General features: G+C 50.0%; 27 protein-coding genes. 19 read left to right on the plus strand and 8 right to left on the minus strand.

The genetic code is table 11. The features are described 5' to 3' along the window. Nucleotides 1-457: LysM peptidoglycan-binding domain-containing protein (locus tag ACYSNS_RS12895; protein WP_461723577.1), on the minus strand; the 457-nt coding region annotated here is incomplete at its 3' end. 516 nt (nucleotides 458-973) lie between these two features. On the opposite strand from ACYSNS_RS12895, the gene ACYSNS_RS12900 reads away from it, so the two are divergent. The 3 genes from ACYSNS_RS12900 (at nucleotide 974) to ACYSNS_RS12910 (ending at nucleotide 2,017) form a co-directional block, all read left to right on the plus strand. Continuing rightward, nucleotides 974-1,204 (plus strand): LysR substrate-binding domain-containing protein, encoded by a 231-nt coding sequence (locus tag ACYSNS_RS12900; RefSeq protein WP_461723677.1) that lies wholly within the window; start codon nucleotides 974-976, stop codon nucleotides 1,202-1,204. Next, nucleotides 1,194-1,718 (plus strand): hypothetical protein, encoded by a 525-nt coding sequence (locus ACYSNS_RS12905; RefSeq protein ID WP_461723578.1) that lies wholly within the window; start codon nucleotides 1,194-1,196, stop codon nucleotides 1,716-1,718. Before ACYSNS_RS12900 ends, ACYSNS_RS12905 begins: the two co-directional genes overlap by 11 nt. Nucleotides 1,719-1,837: 119 nt before the next feature. Continuing rightward, nucleotides 1,838-2,017, plus strand: a complete 180-nt coding sequence (locus ACYSNS_RS12910; RefSeq protein WP_461723579.1) for a YegP family protein — start codon at nucleotides 1,838-1,840, stop codon at nucleotides 2,015-2,017. An 11-nt stretch (nucleotides 2,018-2,028) separates the two neighbouring features. Here ACYSNS_RS12910 and ACYSNS_RS12915 read toward each other — a convergent pair whose 3' ends face one another. Both ACYSNS_RS12915 and ACYSNS_RS12920 read right to left on the minus strand, forming a co-directional pair. Continuing rightward, complete coding sequence (locus tag ACYSNS_RS12915; protein WP_461723678.1) at nucleotides 2,029-2,661, minus strand: LysE family translocator; 633 nt, start codon at nucleotides 2,659-2,661, stop codon at nucleotides 2,029-2,031. Between the two features lie 603 nt (nucleotides 2,662-3,264). Further along, the gene (locus ACYSNS_RS12920) at nucleotides 3,265-3,606 is read right to left on the minus strand and encodes a hypothetical protein (protein WP_461723580.1); all 342 of its coding nucleotides are present in this window, start codon (nucleotides 3,604-3,606) and stop codon (nucleotides 3,265-3,267) included. Between the two features lie 281 nt (nucleotides 3,607-3,887). Here ACYSNS_RS12920 and ACYSNS_RS12925 point away from each other — a divergent pair, with 281 nt between their 5' ends. Together ACYSNS_RS12925 and ACYSNS_RS12930 are read left to right on the plus strand one after the other, a co-directional pair. Next, nucleotides 3,888-4,226 (plus strand): hypothetical protein, encoded by a 339-nt coding sequence (locus tag ACYSNS_RS12925; protein WP_461723581.1) that lies wholly within the window; start codon nucleotides 3,888-3,890, stop codon nucleotides 4,224-4,226. A gap of 425 nt (nucleotides 4,227-4,651) precedes the next feature. Beyond that, on the plus strand, nucleotides 4,652-5,002 hold the full coding sequence (locus tag ACYSNS_RS12930) for a helix-turn-helix domain-containing protein (protein ID WP_461723582.1): 351 nt from the start codon (nucleotides 4,652-4,654) through the stop codon (nucleotides 5,000-5,002). A gap of 1,046 nt (nucleotides 5,003-6,048) precedes the next feature. Here the strand turns inward: ACYSNS_RS12930 and ACYSNS_RS12935 are convergent. After that, entirely contained in the window at nucleotides 6,049-6,918 is an 870-nt protein-coding gene (locus ACYSNS_RS12935; protein WP_461723583.1) for a LexA family transcriptional regulator, read from the minus strand. 123 nt (nucleotides 6,919-7,041) lie between these two features. Here ACYSNS_RS12935 and ACYSNS_RS12940 point away from each other — a divergent pair, with 123 nt between their 5' ends. Beyond that, a complete protein-coding gene (locus ACYSNS_RS12940; RefSeq protein WP_461723584.1) occupies nucleotides 7,042-7,320 on the plus strand; it encodes a hypothetical protein in 279 nt (92 codons plus the stop codon). Then, the gene (locus ACYSNS_RS12945) at nucleotides 7,317-7,736 is read left to right on the plus strand and encodes a hypothetical protein (RefSeq protein WP_461723585.1); all 420 of its coding nucleotides are present in this window, start codon (nucleotides 7,317-7,319) and stop codon (nucleotides 7,734-7,736) included. The genes ACYSNS_RS12940 and ACYSNS_RS12945 overlap by 4 nt, the downstream gene beginning before the upstream one ends. Before the next feature lie 20 nt (nucleotides 7,737-7,756). On the opposite strand, the gene ACYSNS_RS12950 is transcribed toward ACYSNS_RS12945, so the two are convergent. Further along, a complete protein-coding gene (locus tag ACYSNS_RS12950; RefSeq protein WP_461723586.1) occupies nucleotides 7,757-8,470 on the minus strand; it encodes a hypothetical protein in 714 nt (237 codons plus the stop codon). Here ACYSNS_RS12950 and ACYSNS_RS12955 point away from each other — a divergent pair. The 7 genes from ACYSNS_RS12955 (at nucleotide 8,453) to ACYSNS_RS12985 (ending at nucleotide 13,070) form a co-directional block, all read left to right on the plus strand. Continuing rightward, the gene (locus tag ACYSNS_RS12955; protein ID WP_461723587.1) at nucleotides 8,453-9,328 is read left to right on the plus strand and encodes a hypothetical protein; all 876 of its coding nucleotides are present in this window, start codon (nucleotides 8,453-8,455) and stop codon (nucleotides 9,326-9,328) included. The two genes, ACYSNS_RS12950 and ACYSNS_RS12955, sit on opposite strands and share 18 nt — an antisense overlap. After that, nucleotides 9,315-9,581 carry a hypothetical protein gene (locus ACYSNS_RS12960; RefSeq protein ID WP_461723588.1) on the plus strand — a complete coding sequence of 89 codons (267 nt, stop codon included), beginning with the start codon at nucleotides 9,315-9,317 and terminating at the stop codon, nucleotides 9,579-9,581. The genes ACYSNS_RS12955 and ACYSNS_RS12960 overlap by 14 nt, the downstream gene beginning before the upstream one ends. Before the next feature lie 236 nt (nucleotides 9,582-9,817). After that, nucleotides 9,818-10,378 (plus strand): hypothetical protein, encoded by a 561-nt coding sequence (locus ACYSNS_RS12965; RefSeq protein ID WP_461723589.1) that lies wholly within the window; start codon nucleotides 9,818-9,820, stop codon nucleotides 10,376-10,378. Beyond that, nucleotides 10,375-11,775 (plus strand): DnaB-like helicase C-terminal domain-containing protein, encoded by a 1,401-nt coding sequence (locus ACYSNS_RS12970; protein WP_461723590.1) that lies wholly within the window; start codon nucleotides 10,375-10,377, stop codon nucleotides 11,773-11,775. The genes ACYSNS_RS12965 and ACYSNS_RS12970 overlap by 4 nt, the downstream gene beginning before the upstream one ends. 3 nt (nucleotides 11,776-11,778) lie before the next feature. Then, nucleotides 11,779-12,051: a hypothetical protein gene (locus ACYSNS_RS12975; protein ID WP_461723591.1), complete on the plus strand. Its 273-nt coding sequence runs from the start codon at nucleotides 11,779-11,781 to the stop codon at nucleotides 12,049-12,051. Then, nucleotides 12,044-12,502, plus strand: coding sequence for a hypothetical protein (locus ACYSNS_RS12980; protein WP_461723592.1), 459 nt, complete (start codon nucleotides 12,044-12,046; stop codon nucleotides 12,500-12,502). The genes ACYSNS_RS12975 and ACYSNS_RS12980 overlap by 8 nt, the downstream gene beginning before the upstream one ends. Then, nucleotides 12,480-13,070 (plus strand): hypothetical protein, encoded by a 591-nt coding sequence (locus tag ACYSNS_RS12985; RefSeq protein ID WP_461723593.1) that lies wholly within the window; start codon nucleotides 12,480-12,482, stop codon nucleotides 13,068-13,070. The genes ACYSNS_RS12980 and ACYSNS_RS12985 overlap by 23 nt, the downstream gene beginning before the upstream one ends. A gap of 76 nt (nucleotides 13,071-13,146) precedes the next feature. On the opposite strand, the gene ACYSNS_RS12990 is transcribed toward ACYSNS_RS12985, so the two are convergent. Then, nucleotides 13,147-13,404: a hypothetical protein gene (locus ACYSNS_RS12990; protein WP_461723594.1), complete on the minus strand. Its 258-nt coding sequence runs from the start codon at nucleotides 13,402-13,404 to the stop codon at nucleotides 13,147-13,149. 297 nt (nucleotides 13,405-13,701) lie between these two features. Between ACYSNS_RS12990 and ACYSNS_RS12995 the strand changes: the two genes are divergently transcribed. Together ACYSNS_RS12995 and ACYSNS_RS13000 are read left to right on the plus strand one after the other, a co-directional pair. Next, nucleotides 13,702-14,736: a zinc-dependent alcohol dehydrogenase gene (locus tag ACYSNS_RS12995; protein ID WP_461723595.1), complete on the plus strand. Its 1,035-nt coding sequence runs from the start codon at nucleotides 13,702-13,704 to the stop codon at nucleotides 14,734-14,736. Between the two features lie 140 nt (nucleotides 14,737-14,876). Further along, nucleotides 14,877-15,221 carry a hypothetical protein gene (locus ACYSNS_RS13000; protein ID WP_461723596.1) on the plus strand — a complete coding sequence of 115 codons (345 nt, stop codon included), beginning with the start codon at nucleotides 14,877-14,879 and terminating at the stop codon, nucleotides 15,219-15,221. Nucleotides 15,222-15,460: 239 nt separating this feature from the next. Here the strand turns inward: ACYSNS_RS13000 and ACYSNS_RS13005 are convergent, their stop codons facing one another. Together ACYSNS_RS13005 and ACYSNS_RS13010 are read right to left on the minus strand one after the other, a co-directional pair. Further along, the gene (locus tag ACYSNS_RS13005; protein ID WP_461723597.1) at nucleotides 15,461-16,072 is read right to left on the minus strand and encodes a class I SAM-dependent DNA methyltransferase; all 612 of its coding nucleotides are present in this window, start codon (nucleotides 16,070-16,072) and stop codon (nucleotides 15,461-15,463) included. A gap of 140 nt (nucleotides 16,073-16,212) precedes the next feature. Further along, on the minus strand, nucleotides 16,213-16,503 hold the full coding sequence (locus ACYSNS_RS13010) for a hypothetical protein (protein WP_461723598.1): 291 nt from the start codon (nucleotides 16,501-16,503) through the stop codon (nucleotides 16,213-16,215). 505 nt (nucleotides 16,504-17,008) lie between these two features. Between ACYSNS_RS13010 and ACYSNS_RS13015 the strand changes: the two genes are divergently transcribed. The 3 genes from ACYSNS_RS13015 to ACYSNS_RS13025 all read left to right on the plus strand — a co-directional run bounded on the left by ACYSNS_RS13015 (nucleotide 17,009) and on the right by ACYSNS_RS13025 (nucleotide 19,475). Further along, nucleotides 17,009-17,374 carry a helix-turn-helix domain-containing protein gene (locus tag ACYSNS_RS13015; RefSeq protein ID WP_461723599.1) on the plus strand — a complete coding sequence of 122 codons (366 nt, stop codon included), beginning with the start codon at nucleotides 17,009-17,011 and terminating at the stop codon, nucleotides 17,372-17,374. Nucleotides 17,375-17,638: 264 nt separating this feature from the next. Further along, a complete protein-coding gene (locus ACYSNS_RS13020; RefSeq protein ID WP_461723600.1) occupies nucleotides 17,639-18,025 on the plus strand; it encodes a hypothetical protein in 387 nt (128 codons plus the stop codon). Continuing rightward, nucleotides 17,967-19,475 (plus strand): PBSX family phage terminase large subunit, encoded by a 1,509-nt coding sequence (locus ACYSNS_RS13025; protein WP_461723601.1) that lies wholly within the window; start codon nucleotides 17,967-17,969, stop codon nucleotides 19,473-19,475. Before ACYSNS_RS13020 ends, ACYSNS_RS13025 begins: the two co-directional genes overlap by 59 nt. Nucleotides 19,476-19,492 lie beyond the last annotated feature (17 nt).

Genomic DNA, 19,492 nt, shown 5'->3' on the forward strand with positions numbered 1-19,492 from the left:
CTGCCTGCGAGGCAAGCGATGTGATGGCGCCATTCTGTGATGCATCGCCTTCCAGATAGCGTGCCATCTCATCCGACACCGGCGCTATAGGCACATAGACGGTATCGCCAGCCTTTACCTGATCAAAGCCATTCTTGAAGAAGCGATCCTGATTGAGACGGCGCAATCCTTCGACACTCAAATTATAGCGCTTGGCAACACTATCAAGCGTATCGCCGGACACCAGCACATAGCCGCGCGTCATCACCGGCGTGCTATAGCCATCAAGCGAAGCGCTCGCACCGTAAGCCCCCTGCCCCGATAGGCTGTTATCGGCGGCATAGCGTTCACTTCCAGAGTTTCTTGATGCAGCCTGCACTGGCATGGCCACCATCAGAAAGGACGAGCATAGGTAGAAGACAATCATCAACCACGACACGGCCTTTGATACAAAGACGCTCAAAAAGTTACTGCGCATAGACACACCCGCCCCAATAAACGACCGAATAAAACGCGAGAAGAGGATTGCGGGGGCGTGCAATCCGCTCCAAATAGACTTGAAACGGGGTCGTGTCTCAAAGCCTAGAAAACCTTACTCACGGGGTTAAAATGAGCAGGGCCAACGCAAAATTGAGAAAATGAATTCACAACTGAACGCATGAACTCAATACTCATCGACACAGCGAATAAACATCACCCCCATTCAAAAAAAGGGGGTGATGTTTTGAGGTGAATAATTGATTTTTGGTGAAATATTAGCGTTTGTGGCGACTTATCAGATAGTAAAAGCAATAAGCTGCAAGAATGAAATTCATCTCTGTTTTATCTTGAAATCTATCAAACCGTAAAACGGCTATCTCCGATAGTCTTTTCAACATTCGCAAAATCAACCTCCACTACTAAACGGGCACAATTAAAATATTAATTTTGTGAGTAATTGATTTTTTTTGCATAGTATACTGAGTGAAATGAAACTTTATTATTACTATTTTGCATAACTAACCACGATGCTTTATGTCTTATGGTTGAAGCAGGCTTGGGCATTGGTATTTTGCCATTCAGCATTGCACAACGGCACAGCAAAAGTATCAATTTCGAGATTATTCCCCTTGAAGACGAATGGACAAAGCGGCAATTGCTTATCGGGGTGCGTTCACAAACGTCACTGAGCGAGGCTGCCCGGCTCATGGTCAGCCATCTTCAGGATATTGACCATGGCCAATGAACTGCAATTCACACTGCGCCGCCGCGAATATGCGCAAATGTGCTGTTTGTTTTATGAGAGCAAGTATGTCCCTGAGGACGAGGACGACAATATCTATAGCTGGTCACTTTGCCAAAGATTACTTGATGCGGCCTGTTTGCCATCGTTTTTTTTCGTGTTTTGCCTTCCTTACATTTTCTGCAAATGGGTGATCATCACAATCATGATTTGGCGAGAAAGCCGACCATGTGAACCGGTGTTGTGGCATATCAACGAACGGGGCCTGAGCCGTGGCGACACCGCCAATATGCTTGTACCGTGGGATGCCATTCTCAGCCACTGCACCACCCGATACGCTATTCTTCTAGAGCTTGACGATTGTGCACCCATTGCGTGTTATACGAAAGCGGGGCCACACAACCACCCGTTTCCATTCCTCTACCTTCCATGCCGCGCCATGACCACTGAGGTTAAACAACTTATTGGCTATCACCTGCCCGATAAACGATTTGATCACGCTGCAAATAACCAATAAGCCTGTTAACCAAATATTAACCATTCTCCATCACCCTGCAACCCATGGTTGATATGGCCTTCGAATCGTGCAATATCACGGCGTTGCTGCCCCAAAGGCTTATGGATGGAGAATGCAGTATGTATTTTGAAGTTTTCCAAGGTGTTCATAACCACTGGTACTGGCGGCTTTTGGCTGACCAAAACAGAAAAGTGGCCTTTTGCAGTGAAGGCTATGACAATAAGCAGGATGCGATAAAAGGTATCGCTTTGGTCAAGGCCCTATCGCAGGTTGCCACGATTAAAGAAATCGCGCTTTAAATTCGTGCGCTTCAACGCCGACTATCAAACGCCATACGTATTGCCAGCACGGCCAGAACAGTGCCCATCAACCAACGTTGTATGCGCATCCAGAATGGTCGTGTAGAAAAGATTCGGGCGATATGCGCTGCTGTAAAGACGATAAGCGCGTTGACCGATAGGCTGATAAGGATTTGTATCAAACCAAAACCGACAGATTGCGCGAAGATATGCCCTGCTTCAGGTTGGATAAATTGCGGCAGTAACGACAGATACATGATGGCGATTTTGGGGTTCAACAGATTGGTCAAAAAGCCCATCATGAAGAGCTTTCCTGCGCTATCCCGGTTAAGCGGCTTTAGCGCAAAAACCGAAACACCATTGGGTTTTAGCGCATTCCACGCCAGCCAACACAGATAGGCAGCACCAGCAAAACGCAATGTGTCATAGGCAAATGGGATCGCCACCAAAAGAGCGGTCAAGCCAAACGCAGCTGAACACAGATAAAAGACAAACCCCAGCGCAACGCCAGCAAGCGACACCAAACCGGCCTTTCGTCCTTGTGCAATAGACCGGGAGACGAGATACACCATGTTTGGCCCCGGCGTGAGAACCATTCCGAGCGATACCAGTGCAACAAGCGCAAAACTATGCGGATCCGTCATCATTCCCCTCCCCTTATGTTGCCGATATCTTATAGTTCAACAAATGCCATAAGCAAGCTATTGTTGTTGCTATCGCGTGGGGTGGAAAGTGGCAACCGCATCCGTTGATAAAGCCGTTTTGACGCCAGTTTCCCCATCCGGCCTTTATCGAATAAGCACACAATGTTAGAAACAGATGGTTACTGCGTTAAGTCTGCCCACAGTAAAACACTATACTGATCAGGTCTTAACCCTAGGGTCAGGAGCTATTCATTTGAACGAAATGGTATGAGGAAATTTTGTTGAGAACCAGGAGAAGGGCCACAGGAAATATGAATATTTTCAAGGGGCTTCGAAAAAATTATCAGCAAAATTGACCATACCCGCAGGGGCACAAAAACAGCTTTAATCTGCATGCTAGAAAAGCTCATACCTAAGTATACCACTTGGCTTTCGCTTTCCTTCGCGCATCTCTTTGCTGTTTAAAGCGGTTCCCGATTGATGTAAATCGTCAATCGGATAAGATACCGCGACAAATCAAAAGCTTGAGACGCGCCGGCCGGATAGCATCAGGTCGAAAAGCGCTCTATTGTGCCATATCATTCGAATGAATAGGTCCTGACCCTAGAGCACATCCTTAAACCGAAGCCGGTGTTGGCGGATATAGGGATCGATTTGATACGGCACCTCGTAGCATTCCAATACATGCGCTAGAAAACTTTCATCGTCCAGCGCTTGCCCACGTATGGTTGCTGCCAAACGTTGCACCCATGGATCAGTGCTGTCATCTACATGAATAAACTCATGCCGAGGCCGATGATCCTGCATGTAAACCCTGTCAACTGAAACGATATTGTTCTCAACACTGGCTAAAAGCTGCGTCTCCACATCCGGTAAAAGCAAGGCCCCGCTTTCGCTGTCGCAGATTTGGGCCGTGAAATTGAAGATAGGAGGCTGAATTTTCATGTTATGGGTCCGTCTCGGAAGAATTACCCTTGTCTTTTATACGCTTTTTACGTAATTTTCAAGTTCTATAAAACGTTTTTTGCGTATATTTTCTTGACAGATGATTCTTTTTCGCGTAAAGCCTTCGCCCGCAGTGACAGGGTGCAACTCCCTGCTGACGTTAAACTGCAAGCGCGGGTATCGAAAGTCCTCCGGTGCTGTCAGAAACAGAGGACGGGTTAGCCGAAAGGCGCTCTGGCTTTGTCCCCCCTTTTTGATACGGGACTTATGGGTTTTGTCCCATGGCTATGGATGCCCCTGCTTCATGGTGTGCTGTCTCAAAAGAGATGACCCCATGGGGTAGGGGGTATCTATGGCTTTTTTCCCCCGGAAACCGCCATTTCGTGTTGAGACAATCCTTTAAAAAAAAGAAAATAACACGTTGCAAGCAACAGGCACAAACGTTCACCGACGGGGATAAACGACACGTTGCAACAAACCACGGTGGCGGAAGAGATCATAGGGAACAAATCAACCAAAAAAGCGACTCATTTGACCGTTTTTCGGGCAGTTTAGCTCTAAGTGCAAAAATGCAACAATTTGCAAAATTCTTCATCAAGAACGAACGAATCATTTTGTGAGAATAATATTCTAAGATTCTCTTTCCTATGGTTTTTTCAAGATATCCGTATCCCATTAACCCATATGTTTTAAAACAGTTTTTTTGTGTGGAGCACCGATTGACGATATTCAAACAGCTTCGTATATTCGGGCAAGATCAGTAGCAAATCGGCACCAACCGATATGTGCGGCGCCCTGATCTGTGAGTGTGAAGACTTACCGTAGATGCGTCATGGGACCCGGCAAACTTTTCGTTTGCCGGGAACAATGATGCGCTTCCCGACTTTTCCTTTTGTGAATTGTTCGGGGAGCCGGACAAATACAAGAGGCAGTCCTAGCGGGCGGCTGAATAGTCTGGACTGTTTCTACGGCAGTTTTCACCTCCCCGACATTTTGTTTTGTCACCAGCGGCTGGCGCCCCCGCAATTGCTAGTGGAGGTGTTTTATGAATAGTTACAACGACAACTATCTAACCAACCCCATTCATGTGACAGCGGGGAGAAATCTGGCCTCAATGCGCGAAGAGCGCGGCATTACCCAACAACAGTTAAGTGATCGCCTGGGCATAGATTCTCATGAATTGGCGGCATTGGAAGCCGGAAAAATCCCAATTGGCGGCAAACTGATTGTTGCGCTATGCGACTTGTTTGACGAGCCGGTTTCGGCTTTCTTCAGGGCACCCCCAGCAGATAATGACTGCCCTGCCGAGATGTGCTTTAACGACAAGGCGCGAACACTATTTGAGGAATTGAGCGCGCTGGCTGACAAGAAGCGTGAGAACTCCTGCAAGAATTAGCACCACCTGACGATCCAGCGCGCTGCATAGGCTCCCCTCAATCAATGGCGGAGCGATAAAGGGCGCCCCCCTTTTCAGGAAAATCGAATCTAAAAACAGCGCGTTACGAAATTCAACTGAATCATTTTCTTAAGGCAGCACCAACCGTTAACAAGCCGCCTGCCCTCGGTTGCACCGGCAGATCGCTTTTGAACTCGGCCTGCAATATTCCGCGTCAACAGCATCAGTGAGAGCGGTTCCCCCAGCAAAACCAGCTATTTTCCAAGCCGATAACATCTACACCGAAGGTTCAGGGTTCACCAACCTTGCTTGCTAAACGACGTTATGCCAATAAAGATATCGACAAGCAATGTTAAAAAAACTCTTTAAAACAGCAACTTGATGAATTTTTATGAATCATTTTCTGACCCGACAATGGGCACCAGCATGATCTATGATGCCTTTTTGAAGCGGGACTCCGTGATGGATATAAACACCGGATATTCACAACCAAACACCACTTAGCCGCATGCCGCACTTCAATTTTCGCTTTAGCGCGTTGGCGTTGGATCTTATCAATGCGCTTGCGTGGTTCAACCGGCTTTGACAGCAAGACAGCTCCAACCAGACCGCCTCGGCCAAAAGTGCATTAAAACCCATCCTATTTGGCCGATGCATCTTTGAAACCAGCGTCAAGCGATCCATGCTGATGAGGTCATGATATTCCAGTAACCCTAGGGGTCAAGACCTATTCATTTGAACGAAATTGTATGAGAAAATTTTGTTGAGAACAAGGAGAAGGGCCGCAGGAAATATCAACATTTTCAAGGTGCTTCGACAAAATTATCAGCAAAATTGCCCATATCCCGAAGGGACACAAAAACAGCTTCGATCTGCATGCTAGAAAAGCTCAACCAAGTACCCACCCATCAAGAATTTTCGACGCATTCAGGCAAGATTTTTGCACCAACGCGATGAAAATTTAAATTGTCACCGCGGCCTAGCCTATGGGGATATCTTTCCCATAGGCCCGCCCTGTGCAGCGTATAAGCAATGGCGGAACGCCGCTAAAGCGAGTCGCCGGACAAAGCGATATAGTGAACGGACACGACCCTTGCATGCGGGAATGTCAGCTGTTTTGCCGGGTTGAATTGTTCCAGAACAAGCTCTTCGGCATTGTGGCGCACAAACATTTTGATGAATGCCTGTGGTGCCGTGGCATATTCATCCATCATAACCTGGGCCACAACAAAATCGCCCTTTTTAACTCGACGGGTTGGATCGCAATAGACGATCTCGCCATCGCGATAGCGCGGCCACATGGATTCACCCGAAACCTGCACAGCATAGGCATCATTGGCGTCATAAAGCCTAGGAGGGCAAAGCACATCGAAAATGACATTGCCATTCAGCTCGAATTCACCATTCACACCGGCAACAGCCTGCCCGTAAACCGGCAAACGGCGGTTTTTCTGAAAATCGACATGACCGGTAATTTTTGCATTGGAATGGTGCACCATGCCCGAACTGCCGTTTTCGGCGAAGCTGCCATGGCCGACACCTTCTTCAACATGGGAAGGTTCCCCATAACGGCTTGCGGTCTTCTGCCCGAAATGCAATGCCAGACTTTCCCCATAAGCATGGGACGTACCCGACAATAAGCGCGCCCGCGCATCGGGCATACACAGCGCCCACACCTCATCAGCGGCGATTGGCGGGCTGCCTCGCCCGATCAGCGCCTTGGCAAGCTTGGTTGTCAGATCAACCGAGAAATATTCTTTCAAAAATTCGTGGGCGTTTTCATAACGCTGAATGCTGGAAGCACGCGCATAGCCCATGGCACGCGCCAGATCGTCCATAGACAAGCCTGCGCGCTCGCGCAATTTACGCATTTGCGTTGTAACTGAAAACATACCAATCCCCATAAAGACACCCATGAACGACCTAACCTCATTATACGAAAAATACGTTTACGTTTTCTACGTTGACTTTCTTACGTGTTTTACGTATAGATGTTGCGTAGATTCGCACAGACAACGAACGACATTGAGGAAAGTGCCATGCAAAAACACAAATCAGCCCGCACAAATACGCAAGGCTCGCAAAACTGGTCTTGGCTGCAACGAAATTGGCGTAAGGCTTTACGTGTGGGCATCAAGCTGCGCAACATTGTTCTGCTGGCTCTTGGCTGTTCATTGGGGGCATTGTCGCTTGGTTCCGCCGCATTGGGTGGATATTTCCTGCGACAGGTCAAACGTCCGCAACCACAGCCTTTCACGCCGCATGTCCATGCCGCGACAGACAAAGGCGAGAAACACCATGATGCGGAGAATGTATGATGTTGACGCTGCCGCTTTCGCCACGCTTTCCTTTGCCGCTGGCACGCCAATCTTCGCAGGTGTCACGCCAATCTTCGCCGCTGGCAGGTAATGGCCTGCGTTTAGAGCAGTTCCCGATTGATGTGCATTATCCATCGGATAAGTTACCGCAACAAATCAAAAGCTTAGAGCGCCAGCCGGGTGCTATCTGGTCGCAAAGCGCTCTCACCAGCGTAAACCTGTCGGCCCGACACACAACTAACGCAATAGGCTGCGTCAATGCTGAAACCAAAGCCTGTGATGGCCCAAGCATCACCTATCGCCATCCGCTTGGTGACATTACCGTTGCCACCACCACCCGCCATATGCATGACGAATTCGGCACCGTAATTGACATCACCCTGCCCCGCATCAGCCTGTTGGATGGTGCACTATGAGCAAGGTTTGCGGGCAGAGATTACCATGCACCGGGCAGTCTAACGTTAGATCGTTGCGAAGCTGGCCGCTCTTTGATGAGGCCTTCAAGCGTCCTAAGAACGTCATCAGATGGCGGATCGTCATCATAATAGCAGCAATTAACAAAATTTTCGGCAGTCAACTTCGACTTATCAATGGAAAACAAACAACAACCGGAAAAGTCGCACCCTTGAAAGCGAGGATCACCTTTAGTGGTTGGAAAGACATCTCCAACATTCATATCGATGATGCGACACCTAAGAAACACTACTTTTCCGCTTATACGGGGATTTTTAAGTGTACAACGGCGAATATAAACATCTTCACATTCGAAATTAGCACCGTCAATTTCTTTAAGAAAAATGGTACAACTGCTGTATTTTCTCACTATTTGAAAAAAAGCCGTATGTTGATAAGTATCTTGTTTCGAACCTTTAATGGCAAGCTTTGGTTCATTGCTTTGTCTAACGTTTCCATAGACTTCTTGCATAATCTTGCTTGCATAGCCAAGCGCCCTTGTTCTGTGCTTATTCGTCGGGGAAATATCTTCGTCAGCATCACAAAAACTAAGAATAACCTCGTAAGCCTCGCGGCTGAAAAGGCCATTTTTATCGCTGGCAACTTGATTGAGAAAAGCCAGACCAGCGGACTTTTCGGGATCGCTTTTGCTCAGCATAGCAGAAGCATCTGCAATCAATTGCGCGGTATTTTTCATCTCGTCACGCTTGCCAGCAGCAATCATTTCATCGGTCTGAACACTTTTGATGAAATTGCTTTTGGCGGCCCAAAGGAATGTCGCAATACCAGCAGAAAAAAGCACAATCATAGGCAGAGTTATTCTGCTACCTTCTTGTGCGACGAACATGTCTTTCGCGTTGGGCAAATAGTTGTATGCAACATAGGCAATAATACAGGCAAAAGCACCAACACAGCTAACTATATTCAAAGCGTGCTTATTGGCAGCAAGATTGATCTCGCTCGTTTTATTATGGTTAGCGCTTTTACTCGCTGCTATAGCACTCAACCGTTGGATAATTTCACCCGAAAGCATAATTATCGTCCCACCGAAAACAGCGATCAAAAACGATTTTTCCTGCAAAGCTTCGCCAATGTCTTCACGTGGACCAACAATATAATGAAACCAAATTGCTACAAAGCAAATCAAAACAAAGGAACAAAAAAGCGCCATGCGCTTGAAGTAGCTCGAATAGGAAAGACGGAAAATGCCAAACAGAAAGCCTGCCATCATGAGGTAAGAACTCGCCTGGGAAAAAGCACCATTCGCATTTTTTCCCAAAAAGCCATAATCAAGCCAGATAATCAGACCCAGAACCACGAGCAGACCGCAAAAGAGATAGGTGCGCTTTTCGCCTTCTGCCAAATGCCCTTTCGCATCTTCGCCTTCATCCATTGGTTTTTTAGCCATGCCTGTTTTTCCCGCAGAGTTTCTGCCGCCATCTTTCACGGCTCCGGCTCGTTGCACAAGGGGTGCGCCGCACTTGTGCGCAGGAATTTGCCCTGCGCCAAAAATCACCACATGCTAAGAGGAGGTCTTGCCCATGTCTTTGCTTAAATTTCTGCCATTTAAGGCCATCTCGCAGCGCCATCAGGCACCGCATTTTGTCGCCACGGCTGTCGGATATGAACAGTTTGGCCTGATAACCATTCGCTGGTTCTGGAATCTCTATGAAGATCCATCCGGCAAACGCTCAATGGCAAAATTTCACGGTGGCGAGGTGAAGCCAAGCCGTAAAACCGATTATTCCATACCCGCACAGGTTGACCGTTGGTTGCATGGCGGCCCGCCGCCCGCCAAAACCTTGTAATCCGCATCGGCATACGCTGCCGCGCTTTGTTTTAACGCAGTTTCATCGACTTCAGCCACGACAGATTTGGCCAAGATAAGTTTGGCTATGACAAGTCTGATTGAGAAATAGGCGGCAAAACTGTTTGTGCGGCATATGCGGTCCCCACTTTCCGACACACGCTCCCCCCGCTTGGGCTTCGTCCAGCGGACGAGGTTGATTTTACGTGTTTTTCCATTCCCTGCAGGAGAATATCCATGCCCCAACTTCTCGCCCTAGATATTGCTACGACGACGGGCTTTGCCTTTTTTGACACCGACAATCCCCCCTCTTCCATCCGCTCTGGCACCATGAGGGCGGAGGGAAAAACCGTGGCCGAAAAGGCTGCCTCCTTAGCGCTGTCTCTGGATTTTTTATTGCGAACCACTAAGCCGGATATGGTTGCCTTATCCGAGCCATTGCCGCTGGCCCGCTTTATCACCAAGACAGAAGCAACACTGGCAGGCCCGATGGAAACCGCCATGCTGCCGCCCGCACTTTTGCATGGGCCAGTAATGAGCGGCGCGGTTATTGCGGTTCTGACCACTTTCAATATTCCATTTATAACCATTGCTGCTGCCACCTATCGCAAACATGTGCTGGGGTTTGCGCGCAAAAGCGGTTTTGCCAAAGCGGATTGGCAGAAAGCCTTGGCCGACAAGCTGCGTGAACAGCGCATACCGCTGAAAAACATCGCCGCAGCGCCAGCGCTTGCCATGGCACTTGCCGCCAGCAGAGACCAGCGCATACGCATGTTGACGGAAGCTGTTGCACCATGAGCGAAAAACCACCTTTCAACGCGCTGGAAGCCGAACAAGCGCTGCTGGGTGCCGTGTTGCTGGACAACCGGCTTTACCATGCCATCCGCCCGCAATTGCTGCCCGACCATTTCTGCGACCCTTTGCATGGGCAGCTATGGCAATGGCTTGGCGAAATGATTGACAGTGGAAGCGATGCCACGCCGGTTTCCATGAAGCCTTTTATTGCCGACATTCAGGTGGGCGAGCTGAGTGCCTACCACTATCTTGTGCGGCTGGTAACGCAGGCAGTTGGTGCATCGCAAACGCAAGGTTTTGCGCGTGCCATATTTGACTGTGCGGCGCGCAACCGTTTGATTGCGATGGCACGATCGGTGGAAGACCAGGCGCGCCATGCCGGCCCCGGCGAGACCGCGGCCAATCTTATTCAAACTGCGGAAAGTGCCTTGATAGCGCTTAAGGAAAGTTTGCATATTCCCCGCCAAAACAATCATCGCGGAGCGGTCGTGGACCGTTTGATGCAGCGCTACCAAAGCCGCGACAAAGCCGCAACCATTCCCTTGCCAATGCCCGAAATTTCCGACGTATTGTCAGGCATGCTGGAAGCGGGCAACCTCTATGGGCTGCTTTCTTCTTCCGGCGAGGGAAAAACCTCGCTTGCCATGCAGATCATGGATCATGCGGCAGCCAGCGGCCATCCCGTGGTGTTTTTTTCCTATGACCAGTCGGCCGAGCAATGTCTGATGCAAATGGCAAGCCAAAGGCTGCGGCTGGAAACACGGTCTATCCGCGAGCAATTGCTGAGCAAGCAAGATGAAAAACGCTATTTTTCCGAATTGATGACATTGCGCAAGCACCCAATGCAGATTGTCAGTTGTACGGCTGAAACCATCCAGCAGCTTATCAGCCAGTTGCAACCGCTTTTGCGCACAAAACCGGAATTGACGCCGCTGGTGGTGGTCGACCATGTGCGCAAGATTGCCCCGATGCAGGCCAACAGCCATGAAGGGCGCATAGCCGCCGAAATTGGCGGCATGGCAAAAGCAGTTGCGCGGGAGCATAAGCTGGTATGGCTCAACATCATGCAGCGCAAAAGCCTGCGCGAAACCCGCGAAAACCCGCATCCGAACGATTCTGATCTTTTTGGCGGCGAGCAGGCGCGCGAGGACTATGACGCCATTTTGTACCTCTATCGGCCGGAAAAATACCGTACCTATCGCCTGTCACGCGCAAGCAGCGCAGCACGACGTGACGCCATCTGCCAATATTTGCACAAATGGCAGGGCAAATCGAAATTAGGGGCGCTGAAAGTGCGCTTTGGCGACCCCACCATCTGGCGGCCTTTGGCATTTGAAGCCGAATTTACCCGCTATGCCTCGCTCGTTCCCGACCAACAGCCGGTTCTGGAAGGATTATAAAAAATGAATTGTTTTAAAGCTTTTACCCATAAGACGCCGCTTGGTTGGCAGGTTTTTATGCGCTTTGCGCGGGATGCACAGGCCAAGCCGTTGACGGCTGCAAACCGCAAGCCAAAGATTTTTGCAAGCGAGCTGGAAGCCCAGCGCGCCGTCAACCGTCATTTGCTGGCCTATCTCAACGGTGATTATCAGCGCTGCGGCGTCCACGCCAATAATGACGTGAGACAACGGGCAGAAAGCCTGTTCAACGCTGGCAGAAGAGGCAACCATGGGTGATGGCCACGATATGACGACACAAAACCCATTGCACAAAAGCCACCCCAAGGGCGCGCTTGACCGGCTGCTTGACCCTTTGGGTATCCGGCTCATTCCCGTACGTCGCCGTCGCGGTGCGGCGCAAAGCCATGCACGGGCAACAATGAAAGCGATAAGGGCGGGCCATGGCGATGGCTTTCTGGTTTTTGTATTGCGGGTTATCCGCCAGACACGCGGCAATCGCGACCAATTGCATTCCGACACGATTGCCGCCATTGCCGACATTTTCGAGCAGCGGCCGGATTGGATGGAGATGGGCGGGGCGGTGCTTGACGCGTTTGACCAAATTGATCTGGCGCAGCTGCGCACCCAAGCGGTGAAGCTGCGGCCATGGCCGGTTCGCGCGACATTGCGCACAATGATTTATCATGAATTGGAAGGAATACTCGATGACCAAAACCGGCACATTTGAAACACTCAACATCGAAGCGGCCGCCTTTGCCGAGACCATGTTGGTGGTGCGTGCAAGACTGGTTGAGGCCGCGGCGATCATGGCCCATATTTCTGTCGCCCATGTGTTTCCTGCAAAAATGCGTTGCCATTGGCCGCAAACGCTTCAGGAAAATATCGGCGGTCATGATCCCGCTTATGGCAAGAATGCTTACAAGCCACGCTTTCAGCCGGATGCAACAGCCCTTTCACGCGCGGAAGATGTCATGACACGATTTCTACCCAAGATCGATCAGGACAGTGACCGCAAGCTGGTAAGCGGTTGGGCCACCTGTCTGGCCACACCGCGCAAGGCTGGTTCATTCAGCCAATATTGCAGACAAAACGGTTTGGTCAAACGCACGGCAGAAAGAAGATTGAATGCGATTATTCTGGCTTTGACCACGCGTTTGCTTGCCGACAATCGCGCCATAGCCGCACCCGATTGGCGCAATCTGCCCGCACTGGCGCCAAAGCAAACCGGCCTTCAGGGCCGCCAAAAAACCTATTGGCGGGCAGCCGATGCCCGGCCGCCTATCACACCATCATGATCCGTACTTTACGCTTACAAAACAATAAGTTGCAGACATAGCATGAATCAATCCCGCAAACAGCTACAGCAACATCTTAACGGCAACGATAAGGGCTTTCACTCTTCAGCTCAGTGCCGGTGTCGGCATCATAAATATGCACAATCGCTTTCGGATGTGCAGCACATATGCCGTTTCTAACGGAATAGATGCCGCTGCCTTGCGCGTAGAAATTGATTTTACTGGTCAAGTCATTGCCGGCAGCATCTGTCGCTGTCACACGATAATTGCCATTCAACGTCAAACATCCGGCAAGAATACCAAGGCTTGAGAATAAGATCGACTTATAGAACATTGCACCCCTCCTGCAAAAAACCTTCAACGCGCGGGCTTACGGCCTTTGCGATCATATCAATCATACTGCAAAACCCCGATGGCACAATAGTGCTGAAGCGCCTTGCAGCGCGCCGGCTTGAACACAGGTGAAAAAGTGATGACCGAAACCGATAAATCGCTTGCAGGAAGGTTCAAAAGTCTGCCACAAATAGGCATGGATAAAACTTGATCCATACACAGTTGCGTTTGTTGCCACTGATGAAAAAACAAACAAAGCGGCAATAAAAGCATACACAGCCATTTAAGGAGAATTCAAATGGCAAAGACGATGCAAGCCGCCGTTGTGCGTGAATTTGGAAAACCCCTGACCATTGACGAAGTGCCCATTCCCGAGCCGGGTGACGGGATGATCCAGGTTGCTGTTCAGGCATGTGGCGTGTGCCACACCGACCTGCATGCAGCCCATGGTGACTGGCCGGTAAAACCCAACCCGCCATTCATTCCGGGCCATGAGGGTGTTGGCTATGTTTCTGCCGTGGGCCGCGGTGTCAAGCATGTCAAGGAAGGCGATCGTGTGGGCGTGCCTTGGCTTTATACCGCCTGTGGCCATTGCGTGCATTGTCTGGGTGGATGGGAAACGCTTTGCGAGCAACAGCAAAACACCGGATATTCGGTCAATGGCGGCTTTGCCGACTTTGTTGTTGCCGACCCGAATTATGTCGGGCACCTGCCAAAGGATATAGGCTTTAACGAAATTGCGCCTGTGCTGTGTGCCGGCGTGACTGTTTATAAGGGCCTGAAAGTGACTGAAGCGAAAGCCGGTGACTGGGTTGGTATTTCGGGCATTGGCGGTCTTGGCCATTTGGCTGTGCAATATGCCAAAGCCATGGGCTTTAACGTGGCAGCCATCGATGTGGCCGACGACAAAATCGCCCTTGCCAAAGAGCTGGGTGCAGATATCGGCATCAATGTCATGACCCACGCAGACCCGACGGGTGAAATCCGCAAGCTGACAGGCGGCGGTGTCAACGGTATGCTGGTGACAGCCGCCTCGCCCAAAGCTTTCGAACAAGCGCTTGGCATGGTGCGCCGTGGCGGCACCTTGTCGATGAATGGCCTGCCGGCAGGTAGCTTTCCAGTGCCGATTTTCGACATGGTGTTGAACGGCATTACGTTGCGCGGTTCCATTGTGGGGACACGTCTGGACTTGCAGGAATCCCTCGACTTTGCAGCCGCTGGAAAAGTAAAATCACACATTTCCACCGACAAGCTTTCCAACATCAATGCCATTTTCGATGACATGATAAAGGGACAGATCGAAGGCCGTGTGGTTTTGGATATGACCAACTGATTTGCAAACGACAACACCAGAAGCCCGACCTCGTGTCGGGCTTTTTGCGACTTTAGAAAGCCTATTGTCTTTATAGCCGATTATCCAATCCTTAACCGCATAAATTGGATAGAGAACCATCACTTGGGAATGTTTTGTCTATGGCATTGATGATAAGTTACACCAAAACCTTCCGCGGTCTTGCTCTGGCGTTTTTGATAGCAGGCGCAGCAACCCCATCCTTGGCACAGAACACGCCGAGCCTATGCGAGGTTATTGGAAATCACGCGCGAATGGTGATGAAAGGCCGCCAATACGGCTTATCCTATGAAGAGATGCTCAAGACAGCACGCAGCAGTCAGATAGCATCGTTGCGAGATTTAAGCGAAGAAATCGTCAAAGACAGCTTCACCTATGAAATTGGTGGAGATCTAGACCAGAAAACGCAAATGATGGATATGTTTGAAAAACGCTACCAAAAAATCTGCGCAGAACGTTACCACTGAGTTTCTCATGGTTGCGAATTTCGTCCTGAAAAAACAGGCTTTGATCCTGTGACAGTCACTTGGGCCGCAAGAAGGTTGCACCAAAGCCTAACGCCAGCACCGCCCATCGACAGCAATGATGGAAAAGACTCTGATATCAACCCGTTACGATCAGAAGATGAATCAGCACCACAACCCGCCCTGCCGGCACTTAACGATCCCCCTATCGCAAAGCGACCGGCAAAAGGCATTGTGCTTCATCAGCCAGCAGTGGCTTTTGCCAGCCACACCGTCCGGCCGCCACAATCGGCATCCTGAACCATATGTTGAATAACCGCATATCCGTGATCGTTTAAAGTCTGTCTATATTCGTCTGGTGAAAGGCTTGCATGGTAGAGCGCATCGCCTTCCATTGTGCCGATCGCCTCACCATCGCTGGTTCCGCTGGTAAACATCAACACCGTGTCGTCATGGGCATGTTTGCGGAAAATGGCAAACATCCTGCGTTGATCTTGCCGTGTGAGATGGAAGAAACTGTCCCACGCTATAATACCGTCAAATGTCTCATCCAGATCGATCAGGCGCATATCGACTTGCAGCCACTGATGGTCGGGAAAGCGCTTTCGACACATGTCCAGAAGCGGAGCGGATGTATCAATGCCAGTAACCGAAACCCCTTGCTGAATGAAATAGTCGGCAATCGGCGTGCCATTGCCGCAACCAATATCCAGAATTTTTCCCTTTGGCGGCACATGGGCTAAAAAACGATCAAGCCAGCCTTTCTCGAACAAAGCTGTTGAACGCTTCTGCGTGAATGCCTCGGCATGACGCTCATATATGTTGATAATATCGTCGGCCAGTTTTTCCTGCACATGGTTTCCTTTCAAAATCCGCATTGTCTGAAAGAGCATTTTTTCAATGCATTATCAATCAATTAACCGGCAACCATGAATCAGTTTATAAACAAAAACCCCGCATGAGCGGGGTTTCCAGTTCAACATTTTCGCAAAACTTAGTTTTGCTGGTTTTCAGGCGAACCATCACCAAAATGGTTACGGGCATGCATGGCGCCATAAGCGGCCTGCCCCGACATGGCTTTTTCTCCAGCGACATATTTGTTTTCAACACTGCCATCACCGAAATGGCGGCCGACCTTGGAATGGAATTCCGTAGCCACGGGCGCAGCCGCAGCCTGACCGGCAACATAGTTATTTGGACGTGATCCATCGCCAAATGCATTGCCTGCAAAGGCCGAACCTGCTGTGACTGCTAAAATGGCGAAAGCACCGATTACATTTTTCATCTTATTTCTCCTGTTTGGCTTCAAGCCTTGTCAAATCTGTTTTGCTTTGTTCAAGCGGTGATGATGGATAAATAAGCTTTTTTACTGTCAATTAAATAGCGCAATACGTTTATAGTTTGTCAACATTTAGATAACAATAAAATTGGAACCTTTTGGCGCGTCCTTTATCGTGTTTGACGCTTTGGCCTGACTGATATAGAGTTCAGACCAAGATCGGCTGCATGGTGGCATCAAGCCCTTTGCGCGGCGTCCCGATCTTTGAGTGTGGTAACTCAAAACCGAACGCCATTGAACCGGACAAACAACATGTTTGCACGGAACAATCGCGTACTTCCCGACTTTCCCTTTTTCCAAGGATTGCTCGGGGAGCTAGATGAATGCAATAGGTGCGCCTTCGGGCATGCCAAATAGTCTAGACTGTTCGGTTTGCAGTACCACCTCCCCGGCATGAATTTGCCATCTGCGGCGGACGCCCCGCAGAAGTGCGGCGGAGGGCTTAAAGACCATGAACAACAGATCACCAGACACCATTGATATTGCCGTTGGCGAAAGGTTGCGGCTTTTTCGCATCAACAGGGGTTTGACGCTGGAGCAGTTGGCCGATGCTTTAGGCGTTACCTATCAGCAATTGCGCAAATACGAGGTCGGGCAAAGTCGTTTAAGCGCCGGCCGCATTTGGCACTTGGCGCGTGTACTCAACATCCGTGAGCAGGATTTATTCGGCGAAAATCCTTACCCGCTTCTTGAGGTTCCCTTGACGGGCGACCTGCGCAAGCTGACACAGCGTTACCGGCAATTGCCACCGGACAAACGCGATTTGCTTATCGGCATCAGCGAATTGCTGGTGAAACCTTCCCATCAGACAAAATAATCAAGCATTTCCGTCGCATAAACGCTCGGCTTGAATCATATTATCAGCCGCTGCGTGAAGCAAATGGCGTGTCAAAATTGGTAAATGTGGCACCCTGCCCTTGCAAGAAAGCTGTCGCAATCTGGCGCTTTTTGTGGTAGACATTCAGCTATCGTGAGAACACTTACATCAACGCCCTCCTCAAGCACACTTGCCGACGCATTGTTGTTCATTGAGTTTTAGGGAATTTGTTTTCTCCCCTCCTTAAATTTTGCAATCACACCCATGAAAAAAATAATTAAAGCCGATGCCGAGACATTGGCGCTTTTGACCGAGCTTGGAGAAGCGCAGGCCACACGGAGTGATGTTGCCGCTGTTTTGAAAATAAGCGGTGAAGCGTTGAAAGATGCCTTCAGCCGGCATCCGGTGTTAAAAGCCACTTATGACGAGGCAAAAGCCGCAGGGCGCATGGCGCTTCGCCGTTCGCAGTTAAAACTGGCGCAAACCAATGCCAGCATGGCGGTTTGGCTTGGCAAGCAATATCTTGGCCAGCGCGACAAGCATGAACATTCCGGCCCAGACGGTGCCCCCATCCAGTTTGAACGGATAGAGCATGTCATCATCGACCCACAAAAGCAGCCGCCCGAAAAGTGCGAAGCGGTTTTCGGATAAGCTGGACTGCGAAGATAAAAATGCAGACCGCCCGAAAAGTGCGAAGCGGTTTTCGGATAAGCTTGGCTGCGAAGATAAAAATGCAAGCCGCCCGAAAAGTGCGGAGCGGTTTTCGGATAAGCTGGACTGCGAAGATAAAAATGCAGACCGCCCGAAAAGTGCAGAGCGGTTTTCGGATAAGCTCGGCTGCGAAGATAAAAATGCAGACCGCCCGAAAAATGGGCCATATTCCGGCAACAAACTTGGCATTGCGCGCAAAAATGTCTTAACGCTCAACACGCCGCGGGTGTTTGAACCCTTACTTGCGCCCTCGCGCTATAAAGGCGCTTATGGTGGGCGCGGCTCTGGCAAGTCGCACCATTTTGCCGAAAAGGTGCTGGCGGCGGCATTGAGCGCGCCCAAGCGCATTGTTTGCATTCGTGAAGTGCAGAAATCCATTCGTGAATCGGTCAAGCGCCTGCTTGAAGACAAAATAAAACAGCTTGAATGTGGTGCAAACTTCGAGGTGCTTGACCAGCAAATACGCGGCAAAAACGGTTCTCTTATCATCTTCCAAGGTATGCAGGACCACACCGCTGAAAGCATCAAATCGCTGGAAGGCTATGACATTGCATGGGTGGAGGAAGCGCAATCGCTTTCCGCACGCTCGCTACGCCTATTGCGCCCCACCATCCGCAAGCAAGGCTCGGAATTATGGTTCACCTGGAACCCGATGAGTGCTGAAGATGCGGTAGACGCCTTTATGCGCGGCGAAAATGCCCCGCCCGACAGTATCGTTGTTTCGGCTAACTGGTCGGACAATCCATGGTTTCCACAAACTTTGGAGCTGGAACGCCGTTTTGATGCCACCGCGCACCCCGACATTTACGACCATGTGTGGGAAGGCCATTATTGGAGCCTGAAACATGCGCAGATTTTCAATGCGCGCGTAGAAGTTTCAACCTTTGCCCCACCTCCACAGGGAACTACCCTGCTGTTTGGTGCCGATTGGGGCTTTGCCAACGACCCGACGGTGCTGATCCGCTGCTATATCATCGACGACTGCCTTTATATCGACCATGAAGTGTTTGGCACCGGCGTTGAAATTGACGACCTGCCCGCCATGTTTGACCAGGTGCCAGAAGTGCGAAACTGGTCTATCAAAGCCGACAATGCGCGGCCGGAAACCATCAGCTATATGGCACGCCAAGGTTTCAACATTCGCGCCGCCAAAAAGTGGCAAGGCTCGGTTGAAGATGGCATTGCCCATATGAAGGGTTTCAAACGCATCTATGTGCATGAGCGCTGCGCGCAGATTGCCCGTGAATTCAGGCTCTACTCCTATAAAATTGACAGCCAGAGCGGCGATGTGTTGCCGCTTGTTGTCGATGCTTTCAACCATGGCATAGACGCCACCCGCTATGCGCTTGATGGCTATATCCAGCGCAAGGGTTTTGTTTTCCTCAAATAAATAAGGACATTGCCTTT

Source organism: Bartonella sp. LJL80, assembly GCF_054871565.1.

Bases quoted from the DNA above. Each gene is read 5' to 3' on its own strand.
- ACYSNS_RS12905 (WP_461723578.1), top strand. From the start codon at position 1,194: ATGGCCAATGAACTGCAATTCACACTGCGCCGCCGCGAATATGCGCAA.
- ACYSNS_RS12910 (WP_461723579.1), top strand. From the start codon at position 1,838: ATGTATTTTGAAGTTTTCCAAGGTGTTCATAACCACTGGTACTGGCGG.
- ACYSNS_RS12915 (WP_461723678.1), bottom strand. From the start codon at position 2,661: ATGACGGATCCGCATAGTTTTGCGCTTGTTGCACTGGTATCGCTCGGA.
- ACYSNS_RS12920 (WP_461723580.1), bottom strand. From the start codon at position 3,606: ATGAAAATTCAGCCTCCTATCTTCAATTTCACGGCCCAAATCTGCGAC.
- ACYSNS_RS12925 (WP_461723581.1), top strand. From the start codon at position 3,888: ATGGCTATGGATGCCCCTGCTTCATGGTGTGCTGTCTCAAAAGAGATG.
- ACYSNS_RS12930 (WP_461723582.1), top strand. From the start codon at position 4,652: ATGAATAGTTACAACGACAACTATCTAACCAACCCCATTCATGTGACA.
- ACYSNS_RS12935 (WP_461723583.1), bottom strand. From the start codon at position 6,918: ATGGGTGTCTTTATGGGGATTGGTATGTTTTCAGTTACAACGCAAATG.
- ACYSNS_RS12940 (WP_461723584.1), top strand. From the start codon at position 7,042: ATGCAAAAACACAAATCAGCCCGCACAAATACGCAAGGCTCGCAAAAC.
- ACYSNS_RS12945 (WP_461723585.1), top strand. From the start codon at position 7,317: ATGATGTTGACGCTGCCGCTTTCGCCACGCTTTCCTTTGCCGCTGGCA.
- ACYSNS_RS12950 (WP_461723586.1), bottom strand. From the start codon at position 8,470: ATGAAAAATACCGCGCAATTGATTGCAGATGCTTCTGCTATGCTGAGC.
- ACYSNS_RS12960 (WP_461723588.1), top strand. From the start codon at position 9,315: ATGTCTTTGCTTAAATTTCTGCCATTTAAGGCCATCTCGCAGCGCCAT.
- ACYSNS_RS12965 (WP_461723589.1), top strand. From the start codon at position 9,818: ATGCCCCAACTTCTCGCCCTAGATATTGCTACGACGACGGGCTTTGCC.
- ACYSNS_RS12970 (WP_461723590.1), top strand. From the start codon at position 10,375: ATGAGCGAAAAACCACCTTTCAACGCGCTGGAAGCCGAACAAGCGCTG.
- ACYSNS_RS12975 (WP_461723591.1), top strand. From the start codon at position 11,779: ATGAATTGTTTTAAAGCTTTTACCCATAAGACGCCGCTTGGTTGGCAG.
- ACYSNS_RS12980 (WP_461723592.1), top strand. From the start codon at position 12,044: ATGGGTGATGGCCACGATATGACGACACAAAACCCATTGCACAAAAGC.
- ACYSNS_RS12985 (WP_461723593.1), top strand. From the start codon at position 12,480: ATGACCAAAACCGGCACATTTGAAACACTCAACATCGAAGCGGCCGCC.
- ACYSNS_RS12990 (WP_461723594.1), bottom strand. From the start codon at position 13,404: ATGTTCTATAAGTCGATCTTATTCTCAAGCCTTGGTATTCTTGCCGGA.
- ACYSNS_RS12995 (WP_461723595.1), top strand. From the start codon at position 13,702: ATGGCAAAGACGATGCAAGCCGCCGTTGTGCGTGAATTTGGAAAACCC.
- ACYSNS_RS13000 (WP_461723596.1), top strand. From the start codon at position 14,877: ATGGCATTGATGATAAGTTACACCAAAACCTTCCGCGGTCTTGCTCTG.
- ACYSNS_RS13010 (WP_461723598.1), bottom strand. From the start codon at position 16,503: ATGAAAAATGTAATCGGTGCTTTCGCCATTTTAGCAGTCACAGCAGGT.
- ACYSNS_RS13015 (WP_461723599.1), top strand. From the start codon at position 17,009: ATGAACAACAGATCACCAGACACCATTGATATTGCCGTTGGCGAAAGG.
- ACYSNS_RS13020 (WP_461723600.1), top strand. From the start codon at position 17,639: ATGAAAAAAATAATTAAAGCCGATGCCGAGACATTGGCGCTTTTGACC.
- ACYSNS_RS13025 (WP_461723601.1), top strand. From the start codon at position 17,967: ATGTCATCATCGACCCACAAAAGCAGCCGCCCGAAAAGTGCGAAGCGG.